Below are 26,043 nucleotides of genomic sequence, written 5' to 3'. Positions count from 1 at the left end.
AGTTCCGGGTGCTTGTGAGGCTCGGCGGTGCGGGGGGGCGGTTAGTCCAGGTCGTCAGTGCGCGGTGCCGGGCGTGTCATCCTGCGCGGTCCGGGCCGGCTTGTCCGGATACTCGCACAGATCCGCGATGACGCATTCGGCGCACTTTGGCTTGCGCGCGATACAGGTATAGCGTCCGTGCAGGATCAGCAGGTGGTGCGCATCGCGCAGATGCTCGCGCGGCGTGAACCGGTTGAGTTTGTCCTCGACCTCGCGCACATTCCTGCCCGGGGCAAGCCGGGTGCGATTTGCCACCCGGAAGATGTGCGTGTCGACGGCGATGGTGTGCTGGCCAAACGCCGTGTTCAGGATAACGTTCGCCGTCTTGCGGCCCACGCCGGGTAGGGCCTCGAGTTCGCCTCGCGTCGCGGGGACTTCCCCGGCGTGTCGCTCCAGCAGAAACGCGCACAGCGCGATGATATGGCGCGCCTTGCTGTTAAACAGCCCGATCGTCTTGATGTAATCCTTCAGACCTTCCTCGCCGAGTGCGAGGATGGCTGCCGGCGTGTTCGCGACGGCGAAGAGCTTTTCCGTTGCCTTGTTGACGCCCTTGTCGGTGGCCTGAGCCGACAGCACGACGGCGACCAGCAATTCGAACGGCGAGGTGTAGCGCAGTTCGGTCGTGGGTTCCGGAATCGCGGCTGCTAGCCGGTCGTAAATCTGCCGGCGCCGTTCCTGGTTCATGCGTCGGAGCTGTCTTCGGAGTGCGGAGTCTTGATTGACGATGTGCCGCTGGACCCCGTCGTCGCCATCGCCTGCTTGCGAGCCCGGGCCCGTTCGATGGCACGAGCGATTTCCTCGGCCCCGGGCCGCTGCAAGGCGGCCTTTTGCCGTTCCGCCCGCTCGGTCTTTTGCTGTTGTTCGCGGTTCAGACGTAGGTGTCGAGCTTCATGACGCCGACGCCAGTGATCGGGTTGCGCGAGTTGTTCCGGCGGCGCGGGCACCATGACGATGCAGTCGACCGGACAGGGCGGGATGCACAGTCGGCATCCGGTGCATTCGGCGGCGATGACCGTGTGCATTAGCTTCGCGGCACCGATGATCGCATCGACCGGACAGGCCTGGATGCACAGCGTGCAGCCTATGCACTTCGGCTCGTCGATCACCGCCAGATGGAGCGGCTGCTCCACACCGTGCTGGGGATTCAGCGGCTTGGGTTCGCATCCCAGCAGGGTTGCCAGCGCTGCGATACCCGCGGTTCCGCCGGGCGGGCATTGGTTGATGTCAGCCTCGCCGCAGGCGATGGCTTCGGCGTATGGACGGCAGCCGGCGTATCCGCACTGGCGACACTGGGTCTGGGGCAATAGTGCGTCGATGCGCTTCGCTAGGCCGTCGACGGTGGCGGATGGGCTGGAGTTGGACACGGGGTGCGGTTCGTCGGATAGCGTCATCGGGACATTCGGCGGCGATGTGCGGGGGCCAAACGGCCCGCCGCCTGACCGATCGGATCTGGCTTGAACGCGGCGATTCTAGGTCTGTTGCAGGGGATGTCAATCGCGCCGGTGGCGTGCCGGTGTGGGCCTGTGGGTGAGGGCCGGCCGGGTTTCCCGCCCTCGCCAGGTGTGGGCTCGCGCTAAGCGTGATGCCAAAGACCGAAAGAACTGAACTTCGGATCCAGCCACCAGGCGCGGTTCTGCACGACAAGGCGGTAATTGGTCGCACCGGCCTGCGACTCAACGGGACGCTGGATCATACCCTGAGCGTTGCGGGACGCGGAGAAGTCGTCGGTTTCCGGAACCACCGCGGTGATGTGGCCCGAGCGGTTCAGATCCTTCCGCTTCGCGACGATCAGGCAGATACCGCCGTCGTTTGCCGCCCGTTGCAATTCGTCGATATCCGCCGCGCGCTGCCATCCGAACCGTTCGCCATAGTCCTCAAGCCAGTCGTGCAGCGCGTTGGCGTTGAGTTCGCGCACCGTGCGGTCGTAGACTGCGTCCACCGCATCGCCGCCTTGCAGTCGCTCCAGTGCGTCGCTCTTCCACCAGACCCGTGGCAGGTAGGGGCCGGCCAGATAGCAATAGTCATAGGCGTAGATGTTGCAGAAGGTGGTGCTGCCCTGGGGCCAGTACCGCTTGTGCGTGGCTTTCGCACTGTCGAGGTACGCCACGATGACATGGATCTCGTCGACACGCTCGACCGGGACGACGCCCTGACGGCCCGGCCGGTCTTTCTCGCCGAGCGGGAACGCGCGGCCCCCGTCGCGGGCCCGCGTGATGTCGGGACGGTCCTGCTGCAGATGGGCGGGCGGAATCGCCGCCGCCGGTGCGGCCGCTCGGGCCGCCGGCGCGCCCGAGAAGGGCTTGAGATGGGCGCTGGCGACGAAACCCTCGAACAGGCGTCCATTCAGCGCCACCTGAATCTTCCACCACGCGTCCTCTGGCTTACCCTCCAACAACGCGATCGGCGTGCCCTGAGGGAGCGCCGCCAGTCGATTGCTGTTGTTGACGACTGCTTGGGAGCGCAGGTTCAGCGAGGAAGCCGTGACGCTGTGCGTCGGCGGCAGGCGTTCCGGTGTCGGTGCCGTTGGCAATGAGGCCGATACCCCGGGCCGGCTCGACAACTGCTGCTTGAGCTTGAGCAGCAGGTGCTTCCGATCTTCAAGACCGATGGTACCGCCATTCACCGCGCGCGTGATGTCGAGCAGGCTGTCTCGGTCGGCATAGGTATTCAGCGAAAGGCCGTTGCGTTTGCGGGTCGACCAATAGAACACGGCGGAGTGGACGGCATAGTCGCTGGCCACCTTGTCCGGTGCGGAGACGACGTCGACACCGAGCCAGTCACTAAAGCTCTGGTAGTTCGCGCGTCCGGTCAGCTGGATGAGGCCGCGACCTCGGAAGCGATAGCCGTCGCCGCTGGCCTCGCTGCCGTTACCGATGCGGTTGGCGTACACCCGGTTCGCGATTTTCGCCGGTTGCCGCGCGAAGGCATTGGCCTCGGCGTCGGAGCGGAAGTACTTGCCAAAGATCGAGCGCAGTCCTTTGGCGGAGTAGTTCAGGTTTTCCTCGACATGCCGCAGCAACCCTGATTCGTGCAGGACCTGAGCAAGGAAATGCGCGACCCGCAGCGGTGTGTCGATGCCGTAACGGGCGAGCAGCGTGTTGAAATCACCGGCATAGCGCTCGGCGCACTCCCGCCGGACGCCGACATTGACGAACAAACTCGAATCGATCTGCATGATGAATTCCCCCGAGTCTGGAAGGCCCTGGTTCTTACGGTCCCTGTGGGCCTTTAAATCGATTCCGCCTACGGAGTCCCACTGGATCGGTACCCCGTCATGGCCGCTTCCTGATGCAGGTCGGTGGGCCGTTCCACCGGCCGGTCAATAGTTTACGCTGAGGCGTGTGGATGCAATATAGAGGGTCTGCGTAGCAAGGGATGCGGTATGCATGCCTGCGGCGCGGGTAATTTTTCCTTGATCGGCGCCCCCAATCATGCGGGCCAGCCGTGGCGGTTCGTGGCGAGGGCCTTTGCCATCAGATCAGAACGGCTGCGACGCCGGCGAAAAAGATTACGGGGCTCAGCCAGCGGGAGTGCCAATCGACCCGCTGCCAGTTGGCATTACCGCGGCTTTCGAGAATCTTGACCCAGGTGCTGAGTCCCACGCCGAAGCCAATGGAGATATAGGTCCAGACGAAGAAGCGGTCGATTGGGGTCAGGTAGCTGATCCGCGGCAGGCTGAAGCTGATCGCGAACTGGGTCGCAACGCAGGCGAGCAGGCACGCCATCGCGATGCCGACGCGGTCGTGGTAAGAGGCGATATCGACGAAGAACAGCGCGAAGGAGATCATTACGATGATCATGATCGGGACGATCACCCGCCACGTGTAGAAGCTGACGTTCCGTTCGACCGCGAGTTCGAGCACGTACCGGCTGAAATTCTCGTTCCAGCCGCTGATCGCGGACTGGGTCACCGAGGCGTGGACGCCCATCAGATTCAGATCGCCGCTGGCGCTGTCGGGATCGGCGCGCGTGCGGTCGCGGTCGATCGTGAAACGCAACTGCCCGGTCTGCTCCAGAAAGGACTCGAGCATGATCTTTAGTCGCTGCCGATCGAACGGAAAGCGCTGGAAATCCATGGGCGTCGAAAAGCGGCCCAGCACGTCGATACGATGTTCGACGGTCCCGTCCGGGTGCAGGGTCAAGGCCTGATTGAAGGTCTGCTTCTCCACGGCATTCACGAACTGCACGTTGGGATTCCAGATGGTTTGCAGTCGTTCCGAGACGGCATCCTCGATCAATCGCAAGGGCTCAGTATGGCGAGCGGCGAGACGTGGGTCTTTCCAGCGGAAGTTGAACAGTATTTCGGCCTGAAAGGTTTGCTCTTTTTCGTCGATTGACAGCAGGTCCATCAAATACGCGGCGACCTCGACCTCGGCCGGTAGCGGGGCCGGTGGTGGCGGGTCGGTCGGGCGTCCTTCGGGAGTCGGGACGGCAGCGTGAAGTGCCGTGCCCAGCATACAGGTCAATACGAGGACGATTCCGCAACGGAGCATGCCGCAGCCATTCCGGTTAAGCGAGTCCTTAAGCATCCGCGTCTTCCATCATCGTCTCAATCCGTTCCGGCTTGTCGCGGCAGCCGGAGTTGACGCCCGGCCGCACGCTCGAGTCGTCCGGGCAGGGTTCCGGCGGGGCGAGCACAGCGCCGCGCGATCAGGGAAGGGGTCCAGCCAGTTCCGACCTTGTGTCCTGGGCTGAATCCGCGGCATGCGCCGGTCGACCGCGGTAGTCATGCCGTTGGCCCGAGTGACGCAGCGCCGCTGCCGGAGCGCCGGCTTTCAATGGCCGTTTCCGATGCCGTCAAGGTGTGACACTGACAGCCTGTCATGTTCGCCCATCAGCGGGAGCCCGGGACTGCCGTGATCGTCGCAGGCGGTTCGCTGCCACCCATGCTCAGGGTCTGGGCGTCAACGCAAAGGCATTCTCGGTCATGCGGGTGACGCCGCGTTCGCGAAACCGGGGGCTGTCGTCGAGCGCGTCGGTGCGGGTGAGCAGTTCGATCGTGTGGGTTGCGCCGAAGTACTGCTCCACATCGGTATCGCTGACCGCGAACGGTGGGCCGTCCATCTGCTCCTGCGGGTAATCCAGCGTGATCAGCAGCCCCGGCAGTGGGGTGGGCGCCAAAGTGCGTAACTGCCCGACGTATTGTTCCCGCATCGCAGGTGGCAGCGCCACGAGAGCGCCCCGGTCATAGACCGCATCGACTGCACCCAGTTGTGCTGCATCCAGCCTGAAAAAATCGCCGCACAGAATCTCGATGGTGCTCGACCGGAAGCGGCGGAACGTACCGACGGCGTCGATATCGGATGTCGAGTCGTGTTCGGTAAAGAATGCCGCGGCGGCGGCTGCGCTCAATTCGACGCCGACGACCCGATACCCTTGGTCCGCCAGCCAGGCCATGTCCTCGCTTTTTCCGCACAGTGGCAGCAAGACGCGCGCACCGCGCGGGAGGGCTAGCCTGAACCAGCCCTGCTCCAGCATTGGGTGGACGTGTGGCAGATGCCAGCCGGTTTCGCCGCGTTGCCAGCGTTCATGCCAAAAGTTGCTTTCCATGGGTCCATGCATCCAGGGTCAGTTGCTCTGGCAGACGATACCCCATTTCGTGTATCCCCTGTAAGCCGGATTTGCGGCAGGCGGCGGATTCCTCAACCTGCAGGCCGTTACTGCCTGAAGACCGTGCCAGGGGAGAATTCGTTAACCGCATCAATGCAAAAGGCGCTATCATGCGGAGCTTTTACAAGTCAATCCGAGATCATTGATGCAGATTTCTCCAAACAAGGTCGTCCACATCCACTACACCCTGACGGATAACGACGGCGAGGTGCTCGACAGCTCGCAGGGCAGCGACCCGATGGCCTACATCCACGGCATGGGCAACATCATCTCCGGCCTGGAGGAAGCGCTGACGGGACGTAAAGTCGGCGATCGTTTTCAGGTGAGCGTGCCACCCGAGGAAGCCTACGGCGTGCGCGACAATGATCTCGTGCAGAAGGTGCCCAAGTCTGCGTTCCACGGTGTCGACGAAGTGCTGCCGGGTATGCAGTTCCACGCCGAGTCATCCGAGGGCATGCAACTCGTGACCGTGATCGAGGTCGAGGGCGATACGGTAATGCTCGATGGTAATCACCCGATGGCCGGCATGACCTTGAACTTCGATGTCGAGGTGACCGGTATCCGCAATGCGACTCCAGAAGAACTGGACCACGGCCACGTCCATGGGGCTGGCGGGCATCACGAACACGACTGATCGTTAACGACCGCGCGCAGCGCCAGAGTTGGCTCGGGTGCTGCGGTGCCCTGCCAGGGGTTCCCCGGGGAAATCCGCTCGGGTTTCGATCAGATTCTCGACGGTCGCCGGCGTTTTTGGCACCACCCTCGCGGCCGTTCGTGCCTGGGACGGAATCAGCGCATCCCTGCGACGCGCGAGGAGGGGGACATCTGAGCCGGTCAGATCTTCCGCAGCGTCAGCCGGTCGTTCCTCTGCGCGGTATATCTGGCCGCACGCCGAGGCGATCGATACCGACCGGGTTCACGCGAGGTGGGCCCAGAGATCGTGTTCGTCGGCCTCCTCGAATTCGACCCGAACGAACGATCCGACTTCCAGATCGGTCGCACCGTCGATGAACACCTGACCATCGATGTCGGGCGCGTCTGCACGGCTGCGGGCCACTGCGCCCTCCTCGACCACCTCGTCGATCAGCACCGTGTCGGTGCGTCCTACCCGGTTCTGCAGCTTCGCCGCGCTGATCTGCGACTGGACGGCCATGAACCGCTCGAGCCGCTCCTCCTTGACCGCTTCGGGTACCGGATCGGGGTAGTCGTTCGCCGCGGCGCCGTTGACCGGAGAGTAGGTGAAGCAGCCGACACGATCGAGCTGCGCCTCGTCGAGAAACGCGAGCAGCGACTCGAAGTCTTCCTCGGTCTCCCCCGGAAAGCCGACGATAAAGGTGCTGCGGATCGTGATGTCGGGGCAGATTTCGCGCCAGCGCCGGATGCGCGCGAGGGTGTCTTCAGTGGCGGCAGGCCGCTTCATGCGTTTCAGTACATCCGGGCTGGCATGCTGGAACGGAATGTCGAGGTAGGGCAGGATCTTGCCCTCGGCCATCAGCGGCACGACCTCGTCGACATGGGGGTAGGGGTAGACGTAATGGAGGCGGATCCAGATGCCGAGGTCGCCCAGCGCCTGTGCCAGATCGAAGAAGCGCGTCCGCAGCGGTCGGCCGCCCCAGAAGCCGGTGCGGTACTTCAGGTCGACGCCGTAGGCGCTGGTATCCTGCGAGACGACCAGCAGTTCCTTCACGCCCGCGTTCACCAGGCGTTCCGCTTCGTCCATGACCTCGCCGACCGGCCGGCTGACCAGTTCGCCGCGCATCGACGGGATGATGCAGAAGGTGCAACGGTGATTGCAGCCCTCGGAAATCTTCAGGTAGGCATAGTGTCGCGGCGTCAGCTTGATCCCCTGTGGCGGGACGAGGCTGTCGAAATCTCCCGTCGGTGGCGGCAGGTGGGCATGCACTGCGCCGACGACCTGCTCGTAGGCATGTGCGCCGCTGATGTCGAGCACATTCGGATAGCGTGAGCGAATCTCCTCGGCCCGTGCGCCAAGGCAGCCGGTCACGATGACCCGGCCGTTTTCGGCCAGCGCCTCGCCGATCGCGTCCAGGGATTCCTCGACGGCCGCATCGACGAAGCCGCAGGTGTTGACGACCACGAGGTCGGCATCGCGGTAGCTGGGGACCAGTGCGTAGCCGTCCGCCCGCAGCTTGCTCATGATGCGCTCGCTATCGACGAGCGCCTTGGGGCAACCGAGGCTGACGAATCCGAGGCGGGGAAGGTTCATGGGATCACCGTGAGGCCACGGCCGGGCCGGTATTTAAGAAAGGCGGGCCGCGCGGCGCCGGCGGCCGATGTCACAAAGCGAGAATCTCGAGTCCGGCGTTGGTGTCCCCGCAGCTTGCCGCTGTCCCGCGCAGGGCCTCGAGGCCGGCGAAGTCGAACCACTGCCGGTCGGCGAGCTGCGATGGAGAGGCATTCTGCAGCGCGCGGAATATGGTCTCCACGCGGCCTGGATTGCGTTTCTCCCAGCCGTGCAGCATTTCCTTCATCGCCTGGCGCTGAAGGTTCGGCTGCGATCCGCACAGGTTGCACGGAATCAGCGGAAAGTCCTTGATACGGGCGTACTCCGCGAGGTCCTTTTCACGGCAGTAGGCCAGGGGACGGATGACGATGTGGCGCCGGTCGTCGCTGAGCAGCTTCGGCGGCATCGCCTTCAAGGTTCCGCCGTAGAACAGGTTGAGGAAGAACGTCTCGAGGATATCTTCCCGATGGTGGCCCAGCGCAATCTTGGTAACGCCGTTCGCCGCCGCATAGGTATAGAGCGAGCCGCGCCGCAGCCGCGAGCACAGGCCGCAGGTCGTCTTGCCCTCGGGGATGACGCGTTTCACGACGCTATAGGTGTCCTGCTCCAGGATATGGAAGGGGATACCCAGGCCGGACAGGTAGCGCGGCAGCACATCGGCCGGAAAGCCGGGTTGCTTCTGGTCGAGATTGACCGCGAGGATCTCGAAATCCACCGGGGCGTTCTCGCGCAGACCCAGGAGGATGTCGAGCAGTGCATAGGAATCCTTGCCGCCCGACAGGCAGACCATGACCTTGTCGCCGCCCTGGATCATGTCGTAGTCGGCGATGGCCTCGCCGGTCAGACGACGCAGCCGTTTTTGCAGTTTGTTGAACTCGTACCGCTCCCTGTCGCTGAGCGACAGGCGCAGCTCAGCCGCCATAGCGACGGAAGATCAATGTCGCGTTCGTGCCACCAAAACCGAAGCTGTTCGACATCACGGTATTCAGGACCGCGTTCTCGCGGTATTCGCGGACGATGGGCACGCCCTCGGCGCCCGGATCAAGGCGCTCGATATTGGCGGACGCGCTGATGAACTGGCCTTCCATCATCAGCAACGAGTAGATCGCCTCATGAACCCCGGCGGCGCCCAGCGCATGCCCGGTCAGCGATTTGGTCGAACTGATCGGAGGGATGTTGTCGCCGAATGCGGCCTTGACGGCTTCCAGTTCGCGGATGTCGCCGATCGGTGTACTGGTGCCATGGGCGTTGACGTAGTCGATGGCCGTACCGGCGGTGGCCATGGCTTGCTGCATGCACCGTACCGCGCCTTCGCCGGAGGGCTGCACCATGTCGTAGCCATCGGACGTCGCGCCGTACCCGACGAGTTCGGCATAGATCCTTGCGCCGCGCGCCTTGGCGTGTTCGAGCTCCTCGACGACCAGTACGCCACCGCCGCCCGAGATCACGAACCCATCGCGGTCTGCATCGTAGGGACGCGAGGCATGCTGCGGCTCGTCATTGTATTTGGATGACAAGGCACCCATCGCATCGAACAGCAGGGTCATCGTCCAGTGCACTTCTTCGCCGCCGCCGGCGAACACGATGTCCTGCTTGCCGAGCTGGATCTGCTCCGCGGCATTGCCGACGCAGTGCGCGCTGGTCGCGCAGGCCGAGCTGATCGAGTAGTTGACGCCCTTGATCTTGAAAGGCGTTGCGAGGCAGGCCGAGTTCGTATTCGACATCGAGCGCGGTACCATGTAAGGCCCAACCTTCTTGATGCCCTTTTCCCGGAACGTGTCCCAGGCCAGCAGCATGTTGGACGTCGATGGGCCGCCCGAACCCATGATCAGGCCTGTTCGGGGGTCGGAGACTTCATGCGGCTCGAGGCCTGCGTCCCCGATCGCTTCCTGCATCGCCAGGTAGTTGAACGCGGCGCCATCCCCCATGAAACGACGGACTTTGCGGTCGATCAGTTCGTCGAGGTCCAGTTCGACAGGGCCGCAAACATGGCTGCGGAAGCCGAGGTCACGGTACTCGTCGCTATGACGGATGCCCGAGTGACCCTTGCGCAGGGCTTCAGCGACCTGGTCGCGATTGTGACCAATGCTGGATACGATACCGATACCCGTGACAACCACGCGTTTCATAGTTTTTCCCTCAGAAGGCGTCCGGGGAGGTGAACAGACCGACCCGCAGGTCGGTGGCCTCGTAGATCACGCGGCCATCGCATTCCATCTCGGCATCGGCGATGCCCATGACCAGCTTGCGCATCATGACTCGTTTCAAGTGGATACGATACAGGACCAATTTGTTGTGCGGCAGCACCTGGCCACGGAACTTGACCTCGCCGACGCCGAGCGCCCGCCCGCGTCCCTGGCCGCCCATCCATCCGAGATAGAAGCCGACCATTTGCCACATCGCGTCGAGCCCCAGGCAGCCCGGCATGACCGGGTCGCCCTCGAAATGACATCCGAAGAACCACAGGTCCGGCTTGATGTCGAGTTCGGCCAGCATCAGACCTTTTTCATATGGCCCCTCGGTCGCATTGATGCGGGTGATGCGATCGAACATCAGCATTGGCGGCATCGGCAACTGGGCATTGCCGGGACCGAATAGCTCGCCGCGACCACAACGAAGCAGCTCCTCCCGATCGTATTGTTCTTGACGCTGCATGAGCAGGATTCCGCGGCAGAAAAGCGCGCATTATAGCGGGAAACGCGTTTCGCGAACCATATGCGGCCTTTCCTGTCGGAGCGGGGTTAGGCGGTTCGCCGCGAAGAGGGGCTCAAGATACCGAAAGAGCAGCTTACGCCAGTACGCGCTTCCGGTACCTGGCGACCGCGGGTCTCGCGCGGCGAGCTGTCAGCTCACACTCAAGCCGCTGCTTCTTGGGCCTGTGGGGCGAATGTTAGGATCGCGCCAATGTCGGGCTGATTTGGCTGGACGTAACTGGCGGGTGAGCACGGGCGAATTGGACATCCGCGAGATGCCGCACTTGGTGTTGCTGACGCACGCTTCGCGACCTGGAAGAGGGTTGACGTTGAGCGGGAAATACGGCCTGCAGCAGCTCATCGAAAAGATCGCACCGGCTCTTTTTCGCCCGTAGGCCTGGTGACGGGCTGGCCGGGCGGGTGTAAGTGTGCTTACGAAGCTGCGCGGGGGGCGAGGAGAAAAACGTTTCCGGCCTCTCGCTTCCACTTTCTCTATTCGAAAAGTCTTGGCCTTATTGGCAGAATGGCCTAAGACGATTCCGAGTGCTCCGAGTCATACCTTCGCAGTTGTGTCGAAGCCCGCGGCTCGGTGTTTAATGGCGAGTATTGACGCGGTGAGCCACTCCGCTGCTTAAGGAGGGGGGCGTACACTGGCCGCTCGCTTGTCATTGAGACTAACGCATGATGGTCCGGGTATTTCCCGATCGATCCGGCCAGATCAGGCAGCGGTGTCGAGCTCCGCCGCCTGACGGTACAAAAGTGCCCTGCGAGTTCGTCAGACCCGAAACTCGTCGACCGACCGTCCCTGGTCCACATACTCCTGCAGCCAGCGAGGCTTCACGCCACGCCCGCTCCAGGCGTTGTTTGGGTTGCCGGGGTCACGGTATTTGATCGCAACCTTGGAGCCCTTCCGGGTGTTTGCCTCGGGAGCCTGTTCGGTTATCTGAACATCGACACCGATCGTAGAGGCGAGTGACTTGATCTGGGCCAGAACATCGCGGCGCGCCTGCTGGCGTTTCGCTTCGAGCGCCTTGGATGCGTCGGCGATCAATACGGACAGTTCCTGTTCGGAGAGTTTTGAAAAATCGGTCATGGTGAATGTCGTGCAAAGTGGAACATGTTGCTGAGGGGCGGCCGCAATAGGCATCGCCAGCGGAGTAGTCGCCGCATCAGACCTTACCCGCTTATTCTATCGCTATGACGGTTAGATCAAAATAGCCGGATAACATTTGGTTCCGAAATTGGATGGAAAGGTTTCTCTGTTGACCCTAAGACGATGATTATTCCTCACCGCCAACTTACCCCTGACACGCTTCAGCGCCTTATCGAGGAATTCGTAACTCGCGATGGCACGGATTACGGTGAGCAGGAGACGCCATTGCAAGTCCGCGTCAGCCAGGTGCAGCGGCAGCTGGAACTGGGTAACGCGGTGATCATTTTCGACGAGGACGAGGAATGCTGCACCATTCTTCCGGTCGAGAGGGTGGTACCGGCGAATGGAGAACGACAGTCCGACTGATGGGCTCACGGGGATTACGGCGGTATCGGGCGACAGGCGCATGCGTTATCGCGGTGGTGCACCTTGAATGCTCAGGTCCGCGTCGTGCTGGGGACCGCGCACTGCCCGGACAGTGTCACGGCGGCGGTCGGAAGATACCAGTACAGGCAGCCGTCCTGCGTTACGCACCCGCCCCTCACGTAGTCCACTATGTCGCGCTTCAGCCAGGCCGGGAGCGTGCTGAACTCGAGCTGCAGGCAAAACGAGATGAATTCGTCGAGTTCGGCCTCACCGGCAGGATCGAACAGACCGGTCAGGTCGATCGGCGTCGGCAGCATCCTGAGGTCCGGTTCGACGCCGCGTGTTCGCAGCCCCCGCACCAGTTCCAGACTGCTCATGGCATTGTTCTGCAGCATCGGACTGGTGCGGTCAAGCAGCGGCTCGAACAACGGAAACATCGCGTGGACGCCGTAGGGTCCGGCGATGAAGGCCAGCACCTTGCCGCCAGGTACTACCGCTGTCGCTGCATGGAGCATTGTCGCGGCGGGGTCCTCCATCCAATAAAGACTGTGTGAAAAAAGTGCGAAGTCGTAGGGAGTGCCGAGTTCGGTTGTGGTCGAGAACGGGCACGCATGCACCTGATGCGGCAGACCAAGTTGCTGCAAGGTAGCGCCTAGCGCTGCAGCGTGCCGGGGATTCGGCTCGAACGCCGTGTAGTGGCCCGGGCTGCGTCCGTCGCCTTCGGCGAGCGCCCGGATCACCTGACCCGTTCCGGCACCGATATCGAGCATCCGGTAGCCTTCCGGGCACTCCGCGCGGGTCATGCGGGCCAGTTCGGCGACCATCTGGGGGTATTCCAGCGAGCGTGCGACGAACACGGCGAAGGTTTCGGCATAGCGGCCGGGATCGAGCGACGGAACCGGAATCTTCGTCATCGGTGAAGGTGCGGGTTGGCCAGGATGGACTGTTCCGTTGGGTGCGGCAGGGCGCAAAATCCGCTGTCCCGCACCGCGCCGAGTGTAGCAGACCTCCCGGCTGGATCGAGTTGCGCGGCGAGGCCCCAGGCCCGATGTTCCCGTGTACTTTGTCGCAGCACGCGGGACTCTGATCGATCGGCCCCCGGTTGACAATCCGACGTGCCGACCCGCATGCTCGCAGGCCAAGCTACAGTGCGTGTCGGCATCGGACGCAGCAAGTCCGCACGCCGATTTCCAAGCGTCGCACCCCGTCTTGCACCTGAAACCGAGCCTAGCGAGGTCCTGTTCATGACCATCGGATCGACTCCCGCGCTGCTCGATTGCGAAGCGTTGGCCGCCTGTCTCGGCACTGCCGGGAGCGTGGTGCTGGACGCAACCTTCTTCCTGCCGAACCAGGGTCGCGATGCGGCTGCCGAGTTTCGCGCAGCGCATCTCCCCGGCGCCCAGTTTTTCGATATCGACGCCGTTGCCGATCGGCGGTCCGCGCTGCCTCACATGTTGCCTCAGCCGGCCGAGTTCGCAGCCGCCGTGGGCGCTTTAGGCATCGGCAATGGGACTCACGTGGTGCTCTATGACGCCAACTCGTTCATGGCTTCGGCCCGCGCGTGGTGGATGTTCCGCGTGTTCGGACACGACCGCGTCTCGGTGCTGGATGGCGGACTGGCCGCTTGGAGAGCCCGGGGACACTCCGAGCAATCGGCGCCTGCGTTGCCAAGGGCTGCGTGCCGCTTCGAAGCCGCTTATCGCCCGGAGCTGGTGCGTGATCTGGAGGCCATGCGCCTTCTGGTCAATGGTGCCGGAGTGCAGATCGTCGATGCCCGCTCCCCCGGTCGTTTCACCGGCAGCGAACCCGAGCCGCGTGCCGGGCTGCGCTTCGGACACCTGCCCGGCAGTCGCAACCTGTTCTTCAAGTGGCTGATCGATTCCGAAACCGGTTGCATGAAAGCCGAGTCCGAACTCGCGAGCGCCTTCCGGTCGGCCGGACTCGACCTGCGCGAGCCGCTGGTCACAACCTGTGGTACCGGCGTGACGGCAGCGATCCTGGCTCTCGCGTTGTACCGGCTCGGTCGCGTCGATGTCCCTGTTTATGACGGGTCATGGACCGAATGGGGCGGTCGCGCGGACACCCCGATCGCGACCGGTCCGTAGCGATCCGGTGCGGGGTGTCCGGTGGCTGACCACGAGCCCGGCATCACGGTGGCGCGCCCCGTGGGCACGATCACCGAGGTCCATGGGCCTGTCGTCGTCATCGCGTGCAGCCGCCTCCCACCGCTGCGGCAGGCTCTGTACGCCGATATCGACTCCGAGACCTACCTGTTCGAGGTCCATCAACATCTCGACGAACGGCGCGTCCGCGCAATTACCTTGCATCAGACGACAGGGCTCGAGCGGGGCCTCCCGGTCTACGACACCGGCGCGCCGTTGCGTGTCCCGGTCGGTGCCGATTGCCTGGGGCGCTTGCTGAATCTATTCGGCGAACCGCTCGACGGACTGCCGGCACTGGCCGCCGCCGACAGCCGGTCCATCCATTTCCCGCCGCGTCCCTTATGGGAGTCCGTGGGGGCGGCCGGGATCCTCGAGACAGGCATCAAGGTCATCGATTTGCTGTGCCCGTTCGTGCGCGCCGGCAAGACCGGCCTGTTCGGCGGAGCCGGGGTCGGCAAGACCGTGCTGGTCATGGAGTTCATGCATGCAGTGATTGCACTGCATCGCGGCGTGTCGGTGTTCGCCGGTATCGGCGAGCGGATCCGCGAAGGTCATGAGCTTTGGCACGAACTCCGCGAAGCGGGCGTGCTGGACCGTTCGCTGCTGATTTACGGCCAGATGGACGAGTCGCCCGGCGTGCGCTTTCGGGTGGGACTGTCCGCACTGACCTATGCGGAGTATCTGCGCGACACGCTGCGGACCGAAGTGCTGTTTCTGATGGACAACGTCTTCCGTTTCGTCCAGGCGGGGAGCGAAATTTCCAGTCTTCTGGGGCGCATGCCGGCGACGGTCGGCTATCAGCCCACGCTGGCGACGGAAGTGGCCGAGATCCAGGAGCGGATCACGTCCACCCCGGCAGGTGCGATCACCTCGGTTCAGGCTGTCTACGTGCCGGCCGATGACATGACGGACCCCGCGGTCAGCGCTATTCTGAGTCACCTCGACACGACCGTCGTGCTGTCGCGCGATCAGGCGGCGAAGGGCATCTACCCGGCCGTCGATCCGCTGAAATCGGGTAGCAAGCTGATGGACCGGCGGGTGCTCGGGGAGCGGCACTACGCCGTAGCCGAGGCGGTCCGTGAGCACTTGGCCCGTTATCGCGAACTGGAGGACATCATCACGATGCTCGGTATCGAAGAATTGTCGGTAAGCGACCGCAAGATCGTGCTGCGCGCGCGGCGGCTGCAGCGCTATCTGACACAGCCGTTTTTCGTGACGGCCTCGCAGACCGGTCTTGCCGGCTGCAGTGTGTCGCTGCAGCGGACGCTGGACGACTGCGAGGGCTTTCTTGACGGCACCTTCGACACCGTGCCGGAGGAGCAATGCTACATGCGCGGACCCATGCCGGACCAATGAGACCCTTCGTGCTACAGCTCCAACAGTCGACGCAGTGCGAGCGGATTGCCGGCGTTTCGTCCTTCGTCGGCGAGGACGCGTCGGGTAGCTTCGGCCTCAGACCGGGCCATGAGCGCTTCGCGACGGTGTTGGGTTTCGGGCTGGCGCGTTTCAGGATCGCACAGGGTCCCTGGGAGTATCTCGCGGTGCCGGGCGGGGTCTTGTACTGTCGCGGGGATCAGTTGTCGCTGTGCGCCCGCCGGCTCTTTCGGCATGCCGATTATGAGGAGGTCGCGCGGGAGTTGCGCGAGCAGCTGATAGCCGAAGAGCGCGAACTGCACGAGTTCAAGCAGTCCTTGCGTCGGCTGGAGCAGGAAATGTTGAAACGCGTCTGGCAAATCGGGCGCGACTGGGGTGGTCGATGAAGGACGATGCGCGCTGGGAGGCCACCATTCGGCGACGCGTCGAGCGGATGCGGCAGGCCGAGCGCGACCGTCCGGGCCTGCTGGCCCAGACGGCCTATCTCGGCACACTCGGTCTGGTCGTCGTGCTGCCGATGGTGGGCGGCGCCTTTCTCGGCCGCTGGCTGGACGAGCGGCTGCCCGGCTTCTGTATACACTGGACGCTGAGCCTGTTGTTCGCGGGGCTGGTGGTCGGCGTCTACAGTGCGTACCTGCTGATCAAGCGGCACGAGTGACGCGATGGATGACCTGCAGCCTGGCGCCCGCACCCTGTTCACGCTCGGACCGGTCGCGATCGCCGACAGCATCGTCTACACCTGGCTGATCATGGCAGCGTTCTGGATCGGGTCATGGGCGGTGAGCTGCCGACTGCGCCAGATGCCAGGGCCGATGCAGGTTGTCTTCGAAGGCATCGTCGGGGCCTGCGAGAACGCTGTCCGGGAGTTACTGCCGAGGGACTACCTCCGCGTGACGCCCTTCGTGCTGAGTCTGTGGCTGTATCTCGGGGTCGCGAACCTGCTGAGCCTGATTCCGGGGTTCGAGACGCCGACCAGGGACTTGTCGGTGACGTCGGCGCTGGCCGTCCTGGTGTATTTCTCGGTGCACTGGTTCGGCATTCGCAGCCAGGGCTGGCGCGCCTACCTGAAGCATTACTTGAGTCCGAATCCGATCCTGTTGCCGTTCCATCTGCTCAGCGAGATCACGCGCACGGTTGCTCTCGCCGTCCGCCTGTTCGGCAACATGATGAGCATGGACATGATCGCGCTGTTGCTGCTGCTGATCGCCGGCTTGTTCGTGCCGGTGCCGATCCTGATGTTGCACATCGTCGAAGGCTTGGTACAAGCGTATATTTTCGGAACGCTGGCACTGATCTACATTGCCAGCGGCATCCAGAGCCAACTCAGTGAGCCGGAGCAGGAGAACGGCAGTTCATGAACGAGATGACGTGGTTAGTGATCGCCTCCACCGTCGCTGCGGTGTTGGGTATCGCACTCGCGGTGATGCTGCCGGCGCTGGCAATGGGCCGGGCGATCGGACAGGCGCTGGATGCGCTGGCGCGACAGCCGGATGCCGAGAAGTCCATCATGCGAACCCTGTTCATCGGGCTGGCGATGATCGAGTCGCTGGCGATTTACGCGCTGGTGATCGTGCTGATCGTGCTGTTCCGGAATCCCCTGCTGGAGTACCTGATCAAATAGGACCGCGCGCGTGGGCTTCAACCCCTGGACCTTCCTGCTGGAGGTCATCAATTTTCTGATCCTGGTGTGGATCCTTGGTCGTTTCCTGTACCGCCCGGTTGCGGCGGTGATCGAGGAGCGCCGGCGAGCGATCGCGTCCAGCCTGAACGAAGCCGCCGCGCAGGTGGCTCGGTCCGAGGCGCTGGAGCGCCAGTACGCTGAGCGTCTTTCCGCCTGGGAGCAGGAAAAGCGGTTGGCCCGCGAACAGTGGCTGGCGGACCTGAATGTCGAAAAGACGCGGTTGATGGACGCGTTTCGGCAAGGCCTCGAAGCCGAGCGCCAACAGGCGGATATCCTGGCGCAGCGGCGTCTTTCGGCTCAGCAGTCCGATCTGGAGCAACAGTCGCTGGAACTGGGCGGGCGTTTCGCGGCACGGTTGCTGGAGCGCGTCGCGGGCCCCGAGCTGGAAGCGCGCCTGCTCGACCTGTTCATCGACGATTTGAGTCAGGTTCCGGAGGAACGCTGGGAGGCGGTGACTGCCCAGGGCGGCGACGGGGGTGGCCGCGCCCGTCTGATGAGCGCATTCCCGCTGGGAGAACAGCAGCGCGCTGACCTGCAGCAAGCCCTCAGCGCTCAGCTCGGCCACCCTATCGCCTGCGATTTCATAACGGATCCCGGCCTGATCGCCGGGTTGCGCTTCGAACTCGGTCCGCTTTTGTTGCACGCCAACCTGCACGACGAGCTCGAGTTTTTCCGACTGGCGGAGTGACTGCAAGGACAGCGTCGGTCGCCAGCCAGGTAATCGCTTGGGAAAGAGCGGGCGGTTGGCTCTGGGCGTGGGACCGAGTCGAGTGGCGTCGGCGCCGTCACCCCCGTGCACCGTGCGCACGAAACCGCTGTGCGCACAAAGCAGATGTACCGCGCCCATGGTGCGCGCGACGCCCCGATCCCCGGATTCAAAACGGCGCTAACTTGATCGAATGCTTGGCCCGGGTCGCGGCTACGTAATAGACGTTGACCTCCTCGCGCAGCTTCAGCGGATCGGCGTCGTCCCCTTTTTGCTTCAGCGTGCGCAACAGATCGGCTCGCGTCAGGAAGTCGTCGCGCAGCATCTCGACATGGTCGTATTCCTGGCCCTTGGCCTTGTGCGTCGTCGTGAAGATGAAGTCGGCGTCGGGCCGCTCGACCAGCCGGGCCTTGATCTGTTTATCGAACTCGAACAGCGTGCCGCCGTAGCGCTCGACCAGCCCGATGATGCTCTGCAGCGATTGGTTCTGGGTCTGCTGCGCGAAGTCCTTCAACGCGGGAAAGCTCTGGAACCGACTCAGGAACGGGTCACGCACCTTTTCGCGGCGGCCCTGGCTCAGGAAGAATGCACCGGCCACGCGGGCATTCAGGAAGGAATAGCCGGCGTAGCCGCCCTGAAAGAAAAACCGTGTGTCGTTTTCGGACAGCCGCTCCAGACAGGCCTCGAACAGGCCGAGGTTGCTCCGTGCGATCAGCGTCAGCGGGCGCGCATCGTCCGGGGCTTTCGAGCCGAAGCGGGTCAGGGCGCGGGTGCCTTCGATGGCGACGGTCCCAGTTTCCCCGAGCATCGCGTAGGCCTCATTGACTTGCTTCGCGATGTGCTTGGCCAGCCCATCGCCGAAGCGGAAGGTCTGGCTTAGAGGCAAGGCCTTGGCCGACAGCCGCTCCAGCGAGTTGACCGCGTGCCGGAATCCATAGATTTGCTGAAAGGTATCGCCGACGAAGACCTTGCGGGCCGGCTGCCGCTCGACGACCGACAGCATCACGCCGGAGGTGTCCTGGGCTTCGTCGACCAGGATCACGTCGTAAGGGAGCGGCTGCCGCGAGAACTGGAACAGTTTCAGGTAGAAGTCGTGTACCGCCGGCTGCGCGCCGCTCCGCATTTCCCCCAGTAGGGTCCGGACCAGCCCGAGCAGTTCGCCGCCACGCCGGGTCAGTAGCGCGATGACGCGGGCCTGTGGGGCAGTGTCCAGCTGATAGCGCTCGAGCAACTCGTCGTCGATGCCGGGGTGAGCCGAGTTCAGGTAGTAGTTGACCAGATCCTTCAGCAGCCACGCGAGCAGCAGGCCGGATTGTGTGCGCCGGTCGGCGGCCGGGATGCAACGTTCGAGCAGGCGCCACTCGCTGAGTTCGTGCTCCAGCTCGAAGCGGCTGGCGTTGGTGTGGCGGTAGGCCAGTGCGTGAATCGTATGGACCGCGACGTGCCGCAGTGCCCGCTGCACGACCTTGGCCCTGACTTCTTCGGCAACCGACTTGTTGTAGGTCAGGTAGAGGATCGCCTGGTCGGGCCGCCGCGCCGCGTATTCGATCAGGGTCGTGGTCTTGCCACTGCCGGCGACGGCGTTGATCTTGACAATCGGAGTATCTGCCTCGATCGCCGCGCGCTGCTGCTCGGTCAGGCGCAGCGCGGACGCGGTCTTCGTCAGGGACTCGGTTTCAGGCCAGGCAGCGCTCAGGGCCGGTCCTCGCTAGGGGCGGGACGGGATCACGAACGGGTCCCGGCAATTCCCGAAATGGCTCCCGCTCTCGCGCGTCGGAATCGGACGGGTGGGCTGAGGTCCCCATTCGTACAACACATACACCGAGGACAAGGCACCGCCCTTGCAACTCAGGCGCAGACTGCCGGCCAGTTCGGGCAGACGGGTCCGGATGACGTCGTTGAACTGCCGGCGGGTCAAGGGCTGGTCGGCCAGCGGTGCCAGCGCATCGGCGATGCGGCGGGTCGTCGCCAGCGACCAGTGAAAATAGGGCTCGGGATCCATCGGCGAACAGGTGCCGTGCTTGACCCACTCATGACGTTCCAGGCACTTCGCGGTGCCGGCCATGTAATCCTTCAGTCCGGGCCACCAGTCCGTCCGGTAGACGTCCGGGAGGGCCGGATAGCCGCAATAACGGCCCGCGGTGCCGAATTGCTCGCGACATTCCGCCTGCGAGCAACGGCCTTGCGGATAGCCCGATTCGTAGTTGGGCCACAGGCCATGCAACTGGATTGGCGTCCGCTTCGGGAAGTCGCGGCAATCGGGTTCGTCGGCCGCCTTACGGCAATAGGTGGCAGGCACGGTCAGTTCGAGGCGATAGACTTTCTCCCGCGTCGTGTCAACCCGGCAGGATGGCTTCGCCCAGGCAACGGCGCTGCCGAGCAGGAACGACGTGGCGCACGGCAGAACGAGGCGCTGTGCGGTGCGTCGGGTAAACCTTGGACGACGGCTCCGGTCGAAGTGAAGGATTGACACAACCGCTATGGGAGATGAGTCATGAAAAGTGCCTGGATTTTCGCCTTGCTGCTGGCCAGCGGAACGGCCTGGACCGCCGAATCCTGCCCGGATCTTTTGAATTTTTCCCTCGAGAAGCTGCGCAGCAAGGAGACCATCGACTTCTGCGACAGCTATCGGGGCAAAGTCATTCTTGCGGTCAATACGGCCAGCCAGTGCGGATACACGCCGCAGTTCAAGGGGCTCGAAGCCTTGTACCAAAAATACCGCGACCGCGGCCTCGTCGTATTGGGGTTCCCATCGGATGCCTTCGATCAGGAATACGATGATCCGGCGAAGACCGCAGAGGTATGTTATATCAATTACGGCGTGACCTTTCCCATGTTCGCGCAGACGGCCGTAACGGGAGATAATGCCAATGCGTTTTTCCGCAAGCTGACCGCCGCAACGGGTCAAGCGCCGGCATGGAATTTCTACAAATACCTGATCGATGCCAACGGACAGGTCATGCGTGCGTTTCCGTCCCGGATCGCACCCGAAAGCCCGGAACTGCAGAGCCAGATCGAAGCACTGCTGCCTGTGGGCACGGCCGGACCGGCGCGCTGACTCGGGCGCGGCGGGATGAATCGAACGCCTCCGCATGCCCAACCGCGAACTCCTGACTCGTAAAGCCGAACAACTGGCCGGCTACCGCTTTGGGCTCCGGGTGTCGGAGCGGGGCGTCGTTGCATCTGTTGGCGATGGGATTGCCTGGATCAAGGGCCTGCCGTCGGCCGCCATGGACGATGTCCTGGAGTTCGAAGACGGCAGCTGGGCGGTCGTCTTCGACCTGATGGCCCAGCAGATCGGCGCCATCCTGCTGCATCAGAGCGCCGCGCTGACGGCGGGTACGCCCGTTCGGCGTGCGCGTCAATCGCTGAGCATTCCGGTTGGGGATGCACTGTCGGGACGGGTCGTTGATCCGATCGGCCAGCCGCTGGACGGCGCGGGGTCTATCGAGGTCGCCGAGCGGCGCCCGCTCGACATTCTTGCGCCACCGATCATCGCTAGGGAATTCGTCCGCGAACCTCTCTATACGGGTTTGCGCTCCATCGATTCACTGGTGCCCATCGGCAAGGGTCAGCGACAGCTGATCATCGGCGATGAAGGCACGGGCCGCAGCGCGATTGCGATCGATACCGTGATCAACCAGCGCGGACGCGACGTGGCCTGCGTCTATGTGCTGATTGGGCAGAAACGTTCGACCGTCGTGAGCACCCTGGAGACGCTGCGCGCGCATGATGCGATGTCCTACACGACGGTCGTCGTCGGGGAGGCCGGCGCGCTGCCAGGGCTGAAGTACCTGGCGCCATTCGCCGGTTGTGCAATCGCCGAGGCCTGGATGGCCCAGGGCCGCGATACGCTGGTCGTGTACGACGATCTCAGCACACACGCCCGCACCTATCGCGAGCTGTCGCTGCTGTTGCGGCGGCCGCCGGGGCGAGAGGCCTATCCGGGCGACATCTTTTACCTGCACTCGCGCCTGCTGGAGCGCGCGACCAGCCTGGGCCAGGCCTACGGCGGCGGCAGCATGACCGCGCTGCCGATCGTTGAGACGATGCAGGGCGAGATCAGCGCCTATATCCCGACCAACCTGATCTCGATCACCGATGGGCAGGTCTATCTCGACGCTGACTTGTTCGCCGGGGGATTCCGACCGGCCGTCGACATTCGCCGCTCGGTGTCACGGATCGGCGGTCGAGCGCAGCATCCGTGCGTCAAGGACGAGTCCGGCCGGATGAAGCTGGACTATCTGCAATTCCTGGAACTCGAAGTGTTCACCCGCTTCGGTGCCAAGCTGGAAGCCGGGATGGAGGGGAAGATCCGCCGGGGCCGGATTCTCCGCGAGTTATTGAAGCAGGAGCGGCTGGCGCCGTTGTCGCCTGAGTGCCAGTTGGCCTGGCTGATCGCCTTCAACGAGGGGCTGTTCGATGCGGTGCCGTTGGACCGCGTCGCTGCGACGCTGCAGGGCCTGTTCGACGGATGGTCCGGACGCAGCCCGGGTATGGAGGCGCCCCGTGCGCTGTGGGTCGATTCCTTGCAGCGCTGGTTCGAGACGCATACCGAGGCGGTCCATGACCCGGCGGCATGAACTGCAGCGCCGCATCCGCACGCTGGGTGAAGTCGACGAGATCATGGACTCGATGCGGATGCTTTCGCTGCTGGAGGCGCGCAAGCTCGCGAGGTTCATCGACTGCCAGCGCGCCGTGGTCGCGACGATCCGGACCGCGGCCGCGGATTTCCTGGCCAGTTACCCGGCGGTCGCGCCGATTGCAGGACTGGCGCAGCCCGTAGTGCTCGCCATGGGTACGGAGCGGGGTTTTTGCGGCGACTTCAATGCGCTCGTACGCGACCGGGTGCTTGCGCTGACTGGGGAAGGACCTGCGGTGGTCGTTGCCATCGGCCGTAAGCTGGAGGGTGATCTGGACCCGCTTGGAGACCGCCTCCGGATACTGGACGGTCCCACCACGGCCGACGATGTCCCGCCATTGCTGCAACAGCTCGTATCGCTGTTGGGCGGGCTGACGGAGCAACTCGGGGCGTTATCCCTGATTGCCGTGCATCATGGCGGTGAGTCCGGGCATATCGTCGAAACGGTCCTGCTGCCCGCCTTCTCCGACCTTCAGTGGCCCCAACCGGCCATGGGCAATCCGCTGCGGCTCAATCTGGCCCCGCCGACTTTTTTCTCGGAGCTCGTCGAGCAATACCTGTTCGCCGAGCTGCACCACATCGTGTTCACGTCGCTACTGCACGAGCACCAGCGTCGCGTGCAGCACCTGGAAGGCGCGACGCAGCGCCTGGACGAGACTCTGGCGGATCTGGCTCGCCGGCAGTCGACGCTGCGTCAGGAAGAAATCACCGAGGAACTGGAAGTGATCCTGCTCGGTGCGGATCTGGTGGTGCCGGGGGAGGATTGAGGGTCCGGACGCCCCGGGAGAAGACTCTGTACGATCGCATCGGATTGGGACGATCCGCCGGACCCATGCTAGCCCACGACGCTATTTGCTTATGCCCAGATCAAAGGCGTAGACGCGGCCGTTCTCGGAACCGAGATAGACTGCGCCATCGTTTATGGTCGGCGCCGAATGGACTGTTTGTCCTGCCAGGGCACTCCAAAGCCGGCGTCCATCGGCTGCGGCGACGGCCACGACTCCGCCGCCATTGGAGCCGCAGTAGACAACCCCGTTGGCCACGGTCGGGCTCGACCAGATGACCTGTCCACCAAGGTCGGCTGACCAGAGTACGTTCCCGGATTCCGCATCGAAGGCATACAGGAAACCGCCAGCACCGATGTAGACGGTACCCCCCTGCACGGCAGGCCCGCTGAAGCTATTTGTGGGCAAGGTCGCAGACCACAGCAGTGACCCGTCTCCGGTGTTGATCGCGTACACCGCCCCGCCGCTCGATCCTAAGTAAAGCACGTCGTCGACCAAGGCCGCGGACAAGCTCATCTGGGTCCTGCCCAGGCCGGTTTTCCAGAGCGTCGCCCCGGTCGCTGCATCGAGTGCGTAGACGTTGCCGGCGCCCGACCCGACGTAGACGACGCCGTCGGCGACGGTGGCGCCGGTTGCGACGCCGCGGTCGACTTTCACCTTCCAGATTTCCGCGCCGGTTTCGGCGTTTAGTGCCCGTAAGCCATTGAAGCAATCGGATTCGGGGCAGCCGCCACCGATATAGACAACGTTTCCGGCCACCGTCGGGGAGGTACCCTCCAAGTCATCCTTGGTGTCGATACCCCACAGCTGCCGGCCCGTCTTCTGGTCGAACGCGTAGAAATAATGGTCGATCGTGCCTATGTAGACCTTGCCGTTCGCTACGGCCGGAGAGCCCGTGTTCATCAATGTCCCGCAGCAGTGCGGGCCCGGTGGGGCGGGTTTGACGCGCCAGACCGGCTGCCCGGTCTTGCCATCGACCGCGTACAAGTAACCGTCGAACGAACCGAAGTAGGCCACGCCGCCCGCCAGGGAAACCGAGTTGTGCACTAAGCTGCCGGTGGAAAATGTCCAACGCAAAGACAAGTCGGCGACGTTTGAGGGATTTAGAACGGTTTCGTTCGGGCTGGCTCCGGCGCGCTCCGGCGAATAGCGGTACTGCGGCCATTCCGCGACCGCGTCGCCTACCGTAAACGGCGTCCTGATCCAGCGTCCGTTGGCGCGGTTGACGGTCCAGATGCTGCGCGCGCCGGGCTCGAGACTTTTGGGCACCTTGAAGGCACAGGCAAACTGGCCCTTCGCGTCGGCCGTGACCGAGCAGCGCTTCCATCTCAGGAAGACTTCGACCGGGCTGTCGGGCCGGAAATGCGAGCCCGTCACGGTCACGGTGCCGGCTGGCGGCGCCACTGGCGGTTCGACGGTGACCCAGGCTTGGGCGGTACCTGTCAGGAGCCACAGCGCTAAGGCGCCGCAAAAGTCGATGGTCCACCTGATGGGGGATCGGCGTTTCATGATTCACCTGGGTTTGCGATGACGCCAATGCCGGCAGTCGGGCTGCCGTGTAGCTTCGCGGCAGGGTCAGCCCTCCCCCCCGAGGACAGCAGCAGAAACCATACGCGCCGAGGGTCAATTCGGCAACACGGATTAGCGCTGATCGCTGGCGCATCTGACCGCGAACGCTGATTCCAGCCGGCGGGCTGTTCGTCTCCACGTCAGTCGGGTTTCGGGACTCTCGAAAGCAGATCCTATGAAGCTCACCGGGTCCACAACGGCGCCGATCGGGCAGCCGCAGCGTGTGCAGGGGCACAGATGACTGTGGTATGACCCGAAACTCACCGAGCCCGAATAGGAAGGAAGTGAGCGGTGGCCGCTGCCTCGGGGCGGCGGTTTAGCTGGATTCTTCAGTGGCCGAGCAGACTCGGACTCGGGGTCCATCGGCTCGTGACAGGGGCGGCTCTGGCGTCGAGGGGCGAGCGCTTTCCATTTCACAAGGACCGTCGCCAGAATTCCGCGTCGCCGGTTCGTGGCGCTGGGTATCGCGAGACGCAGGCGATTGCGGCCTGCCTGGATGGTCCTGTGTAGTCCTCAGAACAGCAGATGGGGCTCGTTCGGCAATTCGTCGCCGTGTCGGTCTTCGCCGGCGAAATGTGTGCGGAGTTCCCCGCCGACCTCGCGGATGCCGGCCAGCGCGCCGTCGACGAAGCGACCTGCGCGAAACTCGTCCTCCATGCGGTCGCAGATCGCTGCCCAGTGCTCCTGCGGCACGCAGCGGGCGATGCCGCGGTCGGCAAGGATCTCGACGTCCCGATCGGCCAACAGCACATAAATCAGTACGCCGTTGTTGTGTTCGGTGTCCCAGACCCGCAGCAGGGAAAACAGTTCGAGCGCCCGGCCGCGTGCCGATTGTCCGCGAGCGAGGCGGTCCAGTGACAGCGAAGCCTCTACGGCGAAGCAGATTTCGCCCGAATGGCCCCGCTCGCTTTCGCCGATCGACGCAGTGATCATCTGCAGTGCAGGTGCGGGAAAACGCCGGCGGAGCGTCCAGTCGGGAAACCACAGATGCTTGAGGATGCGCTTCAGTGCCATGGGT

The 26,043-nt window shown here is 63.7% G+C and carries 26 protein-coding genes and 1 pseudogene; 12 read left to right on the top strand and 15 right to left on the bottom strand.

Translation table 11 applies throughout. From position 1 onward, the window contains the following. Nucleotides 1-54: 54 nt before the first annotated feature. From nth to BWR02_RS14060, 5 genes are all read right to left on the bottom strand, one after another. Nucleotides 55-723: an endonuclease III gene (gene nth, locus BWR02_RS14080; RefSeq protein ID WP_139558583.1), complete on the bottom strand. Its 669-nt coding sequence runs from the start codon at nucleotides 721-723 to the stop codon at nucleotides 55-57. After that, complete coding sequence (gene rsxB / locus BWR02_RS14075; protein ID WP_139558582.1) at nucleotides 720-1,430, bottom strand: electron transport complex subunit RsxB; 711 nt, start codon at nucleotides 1,428-1,430, stop codon at nucleotides 720-722. Before rsxB ends, nth begins: the two co-directional genes overlap by 4 nt. A gap of 182 nt (nucleotides 1,431-1,612) precedes the next feature. After that, on the bottom strand, nucleotides 1,613-3,214 hold the full coding sequence (locus BWR02_RS14070; protein ID WP_139558581.1) for a glycoside hydrolase family 19 protein: 1,602 nt from the start codon (nucleotides 3,212-3,214) through the stop codon (nucleotides 1,613-1,615). A gap of 298 nt (nucleotides 3,215-3,512) precedes the next feature. Further along, nucleotides 3,513-4,568 carry a ligand-gated ion channel gene (locus BWR02_RS14065; RefSeq protein ID WP_139558580.1) on the bottom strand — a complete coding sequence of 352 codons (1,056 nt, stop codon included), beginning with the start codon at nucleotides 4,566-4,568 and terminating at the stop codon, nucleotides 3,513-3,515. 361 nt (nucleotides 4,569-4,929) lie between these two features. After that, the gene (locus BWR02_RS14060) at nucleotides 4,930-5,589 is read right to left on the bottom strand and encodes a thiopurine S-methyltransferase (protein ID WP_139558579.1); all 660 of its coding nucleotides are present in this window, start codon (nucleotides 5,587-5,589) and stop codon (nucleotides 4,930-4,932) included. A 205-nt stretch (nucleotides 5,590-5,794) separates the two neighbouring features. Here BWR02_RS14060 and BWR02_RS14055 point away from each other — a divergent pair, with 205 nt between their 5' ends. Continuing rightward, on the top strand, nucleotides 5,795-6,283 hold the full coding sequence (locus tag BWR02_RS14055) for an FKBP-type peptidyl-prolyl cis-trans isomerase (protein ID WP_129882706.1): 489 nt from the start codon (nucleotides 5,795-5,797) through the stop codon (nucleotides 6,281-6,283). A 282-nt stretch (nucleotides 6,284-6,565) separates the two neighbouring features. On the opposite strand, the gene rimO is transcribed toward BWR02_RS14055, so the two are convergent. The 5 genes from rimO to BWR02_RS14030 form a co-directional block, all read right to left on the bottom strand. After that, complete coding sequence (rimO, locus tag BWR02_RS14050) at nucleotides 6,566-7,876, bottom strand: 30S ribosomal protein S12 methylthiotransferase RimO (RefSeq protein ID WP_139558578.1); 1,311 nt, start codon at nucleotides 7,874-7,876, stop codon at nucleotides 6,566-6,568. Nucleotides 7,877-7,946: 70 nt separating this feature from the next. Then, complete coding sequence (gene ttcA / locus BWR02_RS14045) at nucleotides 7,947-8,816, bottom strand: tRNA 2-thiocytidine(32) synthetase TtcA (RefSeq protein ID WP_139558577.1); 870 nt, start codon at nucleotides 8,814-8,816, stop codon at nucleotides 7,947-7,949. Beyond that, complete coding sequence (fabB, locus tag BWR02_RS14040) at nucleotides 8,806-10,023, bottom strand: beta-ketoacyl-ACP synthase I (protein WP_139558575.1); 1,218 nt, start codon at nucleotides 10,021-10,023, stop codon at nucleotides 8,806-8,808. The genes ttcA and fabB overlap by 11 nt, the downstream gene beginning before the upstream one ends. Before the next feature lie 10 nt (nucleotides 10,024-10,033). Continuing rightward, the gene (fabA, locus tag BWR02_RS14035) at nucleotides 10,034-10,549 is read right to left on the bottom strand and encodes a 3-hydroxyacyl-[acyl-carrier-protein] dehydratase FabA (protein ID WP_129882710.1); all 516 of its coding nucleotides are present in this window, start codon (nucleotides 10,547-10,549) and stop codon (nucleotides 10,034-10,036) included. An 813-nt stretch (nucleotides 10,550-11,362) separates the two neighbouring features. Next, a complete protein-coding gene (locus tag BWR02_RS14030; RefSeq protein WP_139558573.1) occupies nucleotides 11,363-11,680 on the bottom strand; it encodes an H-NS histone family protein in 318 nt (105 codons plus the stop codon). Nucleotides 11,681-11,863: 183 nt separating this feature from the next. Between BWR02_RS14030 and BWR02_RS14025 the strand changes: the two genes are divergently transcribed. Continuing rightward, entirely contained in the window at nucleotides 11,864-12,106 is a 243-nt protein-coding gene (locus tag BWR02_RS14025; RefSeq protein WP_139558571.1) for a YheU family protein, read from the top strand. 71 nt (nucleotides 12,107-12,177) lie between these two features. On the opposite strand, the gene BWR02_RS14020 is transcribed toward BWR02_RS14025, so the two are convergent. Then, on the bottom strand, nucleotides 12,178-13,020 hold the full coding sequence (locus BWR02_RS14020) for a class I SAM-dependent methyltransferase (protein ID WP_139558569.1): 843 nt from the start codon (nucleotides 13,018-13,020) through the stop codon (nucleotides 12,178-12,180). Between the two features lie 330 nt (nucleotides 13,021-13,350). On the opposite strand from BWR02_RS14020, the gene sseA reads away from it, so the two are divergent. The 7 genes from sseA to BWR02_RS13985 are packed head-to-tail and all read left to right on the top strand — an operon-like array spanning nucleotide 13,351 to nucleotide 18,011. Then, the gene (sseA, locus tag BWR02_RS14015; RefSeq protein ID WP_139558567.1) at nucleotides 13,351-14,211 is read left to right on the top strand and encodes a 3-mercaptopyruvate sulfurtransferase; all 861 of its coding nucleotides are present in this window, start codon (nucleotides 13,351-13,353) and stop codon (nucleotides 14,209-14,211) included. A gap of 21 nt (nucleotides 14,212-14,232) precedes the next feature. Beyond that, nucleotides 14,233-15,624, top strand: a complete 1,392-nt coding sequence (gene atpD, locus BWR02_RS14010; RefSeq protein ID WP_236102242.1) for a F0F1 ATP synthase subunit beta — start codon at nucleotides 14,233-14,235, stop codon at nucleotides 15,622-15,624. An 8-nt stretch (nucleotides 15,625-15,632) separates the two neighbouring features. After that, nucleotides 15,633-16,028 carry a F0F1 ATP synthase subunit delta/epsilon gene (locus BWR02_RS14005; protein WP_236102240.1) on the top strand — a complete coding sequence of 132 codons (396 nt, stop codon included), beginning with the start codon at nucleotides 15,633-15,635 and terminating at the stop codon, nucleotides 16,026-16,028. Beyond that, complete coding sequence (locus tag BWR02_RS14000) at nucleotides 16,025-16,300, top strand: AtpZ/AtpI family protein (protein ID WP_139558563.1); 276 nt, start codon at nucleotides 16,025-16,027, stop codon at nucleotides 16,298-16,300. The genes BWR02_RS14005 and BWR02_RS14000 overlap by 4 nt, the downstream gene beginning before the upstream one ends. Nucleotides 16,301-16,304: 4 nt before the next feature. Next, entirely contained in the window at nucleotides 16,305-17,000 is a 696-nt protein-coding gene (locus BWR02_RS13995) for a F0F1 ATP synthase subunit A (RefSeq protein WP_139558561.1), read from the top strand. Beyond that, nucleotides 16,997-17,263: an ATP synthase F0 subunit C gene (atpE, locus tag BWR02_RS13990; protein WP_139558559.1), complete on the top strand. Its 267-nt coding sequence runs from the start codon at nucleotides 16,997-16,999 to the stop codon at nucleotides 17,261-17,263. Before BWR02_RS13995 ends, atpE begins: the two co-directional genes overlap by 4 nt. Before the next feature lie 10 nt (nucleotides 17,264-17,273). Then, nucleotides 17,274-18,011, top strand: a complete 738-nt coding sequence (locus BWR02_RS13985) for a F0F1 ATP synthase subunit delta (RefSeq protein ID WP_139558557.1) — start codon at nucleotides 17,274-17,276, stop codon at nucleotides 18,009-18,011. 187 nt (nucleotides 18,012-18,198) lie between these two features. Here BWR02_RS13985 and BWR02_RS13980 read toward each other — a convergent pair whose 3' ends face one another. Both BWR02_RS13980 and BWR02_RS13975 read right to left on the bottom strand, forming a co-directional pair. Further along, nucleotides 18,199-19,668 carry a UvrD-helicase domain-containing protein gene (locus BWR02_RS13980; protein ID WP_268921419.1) on the bottom strand — a complete coding sequence of 490 codons (1,470 nt, stop codon included), beginning with the start codon at nucleotides 19,666-19,668 and terminating at the stop codon, nucleotides 18,199-18,201. A 69-nt stretch (nucleotides 19,669-19,737) separates the two neighbouring features. Further along, nucleotides 19,738-20,502 carry a ribonuclease T2 family protein gene (locus BWR02_RS13975; RefSeq protein ID WP_162560167.1) on the bottom strand — a complete coding sequence of 255 codons (765 nt, stop codon included), beginning with the start codon at nucleotides 20,500-20,502 and terminating at the stop codon, nucleotides 19,738-19,740. A gap of 21 nt (nucleotides 20,503-20,523) precedes the next feature. On the opposite strand from BWR02_RS13975, the gene BWR02_RS13970 reads away from it, so the two are divergent. The 3 genes and pseudogenes from BWR02_RS13970 (at nucleotide 20,524) to BWR02_RS13960 (ending at nucleotide 23,438) form a co-directional block, all read left to right on the top strand. Beyond that, nucleotides 20,524-21,087 carry a glutathione peroxidase gene (locus BWR02_RS13970; protein WP_139558551.1) on the top strand — a complete coding sequence of 188 codons (564 nt, stop codon included), beginning with the start codon at nucleotides 20,524-20,526 and terminating at the stop codon, nucleotides 21,085-21,087. 15 nt (nucleotides 21,088-21,102) lie between these two features. Next, nucleotides 21,103-22,612: pseudogene (locus tag BWR02_RS13965) on the top strand (F0F1 ATP synthase subunit alpha). Next, nucleotides 22,596-23,438: a F0F1 ATP synthase subunit gamma gene (locus BWR02_RS13960; RefSeq protein ID WP_162560166.1), complete on the top strand. Its 843-nt coding sequence runs from the start codon at nucleotides 22,596-22,598 to the stop codon at nucleotides 23,436-23,438. Before BWR02_RS13965 ends, BWR02_RS13960 begins: the two are co-directional and overlap by 17 nt. Before the next feature lie 81 nt (nucleotides 23,439-23,519). Here BWR02_RS13960 and BWR02_RS13955 read toward each other — a convergent pair whose 3' ends face one another. Together BWR02_RS13955 and BWR02_RS13950 are read right to left on the bottom strand one after the other, a co-directional pair. After that, nucleotides 23,520-24,965 (bottom strand): BamB-related PQQ repeat family beta-propellar protein, encoded by a 1,446-nt coding sequence (locus BWR02_RS13955; protein ID WP_139558545.1) that lies wholly within the window; start codon nucleotides 24,963-24,965, stop codon nucleotides 23,520-23,522. A 573-nt stretch (nucleotides 24,966-25,538) separates the two neighbouring features. Further along, entirely contained in the window at nucleotides 25,539-26,039 is a 501-nt protein-coding gene (locus BWR02_RS13950) for a TPM domain-containing protein (protein WP_139558543.1), read from the bottom strand. Nucleotides 26,040-26,043 lie beyond the last annotated feature (4 nt).

It is taken from the genome of Methylotetracoccus oryzae, assembly GCF_006175985.1.
In the GTDB taxonomy this organism is placed as follows: domain Bacteria; phylum Pseudomonadota; class Gammaproteobacteria; order Methylococcales; family Methylococcaceae; genus Methylotetracoccus; species Methylotetracoccus oryzae.
This window is presented reverse-complemented; position numbering and strand designations above follow the sequence as displayed.

Bases quoted from the DNA above. Each gene is read 5' to 3' on its own strand.
- BWR02_RS14025 (WP_139558571.1), top strand. From the start codon at position 11,864: ATGATTATTCCTCACCGCCAACTTACCCCTGACACGCTTCAGCGCCTT.
- rimO (WP_139558578.1), bottom strand. From the start codon at position 7,876: ATGAACCTTCCCCGCCTCGGATTCGTCAGCCTCGGTTGCCCCAAGGCG.
- BWR02_RS14070 (WP_139558581.1), bottom strand. From the start codon at position 3,214: ATGCAGATCGATTCGAGTTTGTTCGTCAATGTCGGCGTCCGGCGGGAG.
- fabA (WP_129882710.1), bottom strand. From the start codon at position 10,549: ATGCAGCGTCAAGAACAATACGATCGGGAGGAGCTGCTTCGTTGTGGT.
- BWR02_RS14065 (WP_139558580.1), bottom strand. From the start codon at position 4,568: ATGCTTAAGGACTCGCTTAACCGGAATGGCTGCGGCATGCTCCGTTGC.
- BWR02_RS13995 (WP_139558561.1), top strand. From the start codon at position 16,305: ATGGATGACCTGCAGCCTGGCGCCCGCACCCTGTTCACGCTCGGACCG.
- fabB (WP_139558575.1), bottom strand. From the start codon at position 10,023: ATGAAACGCGTGGTTGTCACGGGTATCGGTATCGTATCCAGCATTGGT.
- BWR02_RS13960 (WP_162560166.1), top strand. From the start codon at position 22,596: ATGACCCGGCGGCATGAACTGCAGCGCCGCATCCGCACGCTGGGTGAA.
- BWR02_RS14030 (WP_139558573.1), bottom strand. From the start codon at position 11,680: ATGACCGATTTTTCAAAACTCTCCGAACAGGAACTGTCCGTATTGATC.
- sseA (WP_139558567.1), top strand. From the start codon at position 13,351: ATGACCATCGGATCGACTCCCGCGCTGCTCGATTGCGAAGCGTTGGCC.
- BWR02_RS14020 (WP_139558569.1), bottom strand. From the start codon at position 13,020: ATGACGAAGATTCCGGTTCCGTCGCTCGATCCCGGCCGCTATGCCGAA.
- atpE (WP_139558559.1), top strand. From the start codon at position 16,997: ATGAACGAGATGACGTGGTTAGTGATCGCCTCCACCGTCGCTGCGGTG.
- BWR02_RS14055 (WP_129882706.1), top strand. From the start codon at position 5,795: ATGCAGATTTCTCCAAACAAGGTCGTCCACATCCACTACACCCTGACG.
- BWR02_RS13970 (WP_139558551.1), top strand. From the start codon at position 20,524: ATGAAAAGTGCCTGGATTTTCGCCTTGCTGCTGGCCAGCGGAACGGCC.
- ttcA (WP_139558577.1), bottom strand. From the start codon at position 8,816: ATGGCGGCTGAGCTGCGCCTGTCGCTCAGCGACAGGGAGCGGTACGAG.
- BWR02_RS13950 (WP_139558543.1), bottom strand. From the start codon at position 26,039: ATGGCACTGAAGCGCATCCTCAAGCATCTGTGGTTTCCCGACTGGACG.
- BWR02_RS14000 (WP_139558563.1), top strand. From the start codon at position 16,025: ATGAAGGACGATGCGCGCTGGGAGGCCACCATTCGGCGACGCGTCGAG.
- BWR02_RS13955 (WP_139558545.1), bottom strand. From the start codon at position 24,965: ATGAAACGCCGATCCCCCATCAGGTGGACCATCGACTTTTGCGGCGCC.
- nth (WP_139558583.1), bottom strand. From the start codon at position 723: ATGAACCAGGAACGGCGCCGGCAGATTTACGACCGGCTAGCAGCCGCG.
- BWR02_RS14060 (WP_139558579.1), bottom strand. From the start codon at position 5,589: ATGGAAAGCAACTTTTGGCATGAACGCTGGCAACGCGGCGAAACCGGC.
- rsxB (WP_139558582.1), bottom strand. From the start codon at position 1,430: ATGACGCTATCCGACGAACCGCACCCCGTGTCCAACTCCAGCCCATCC.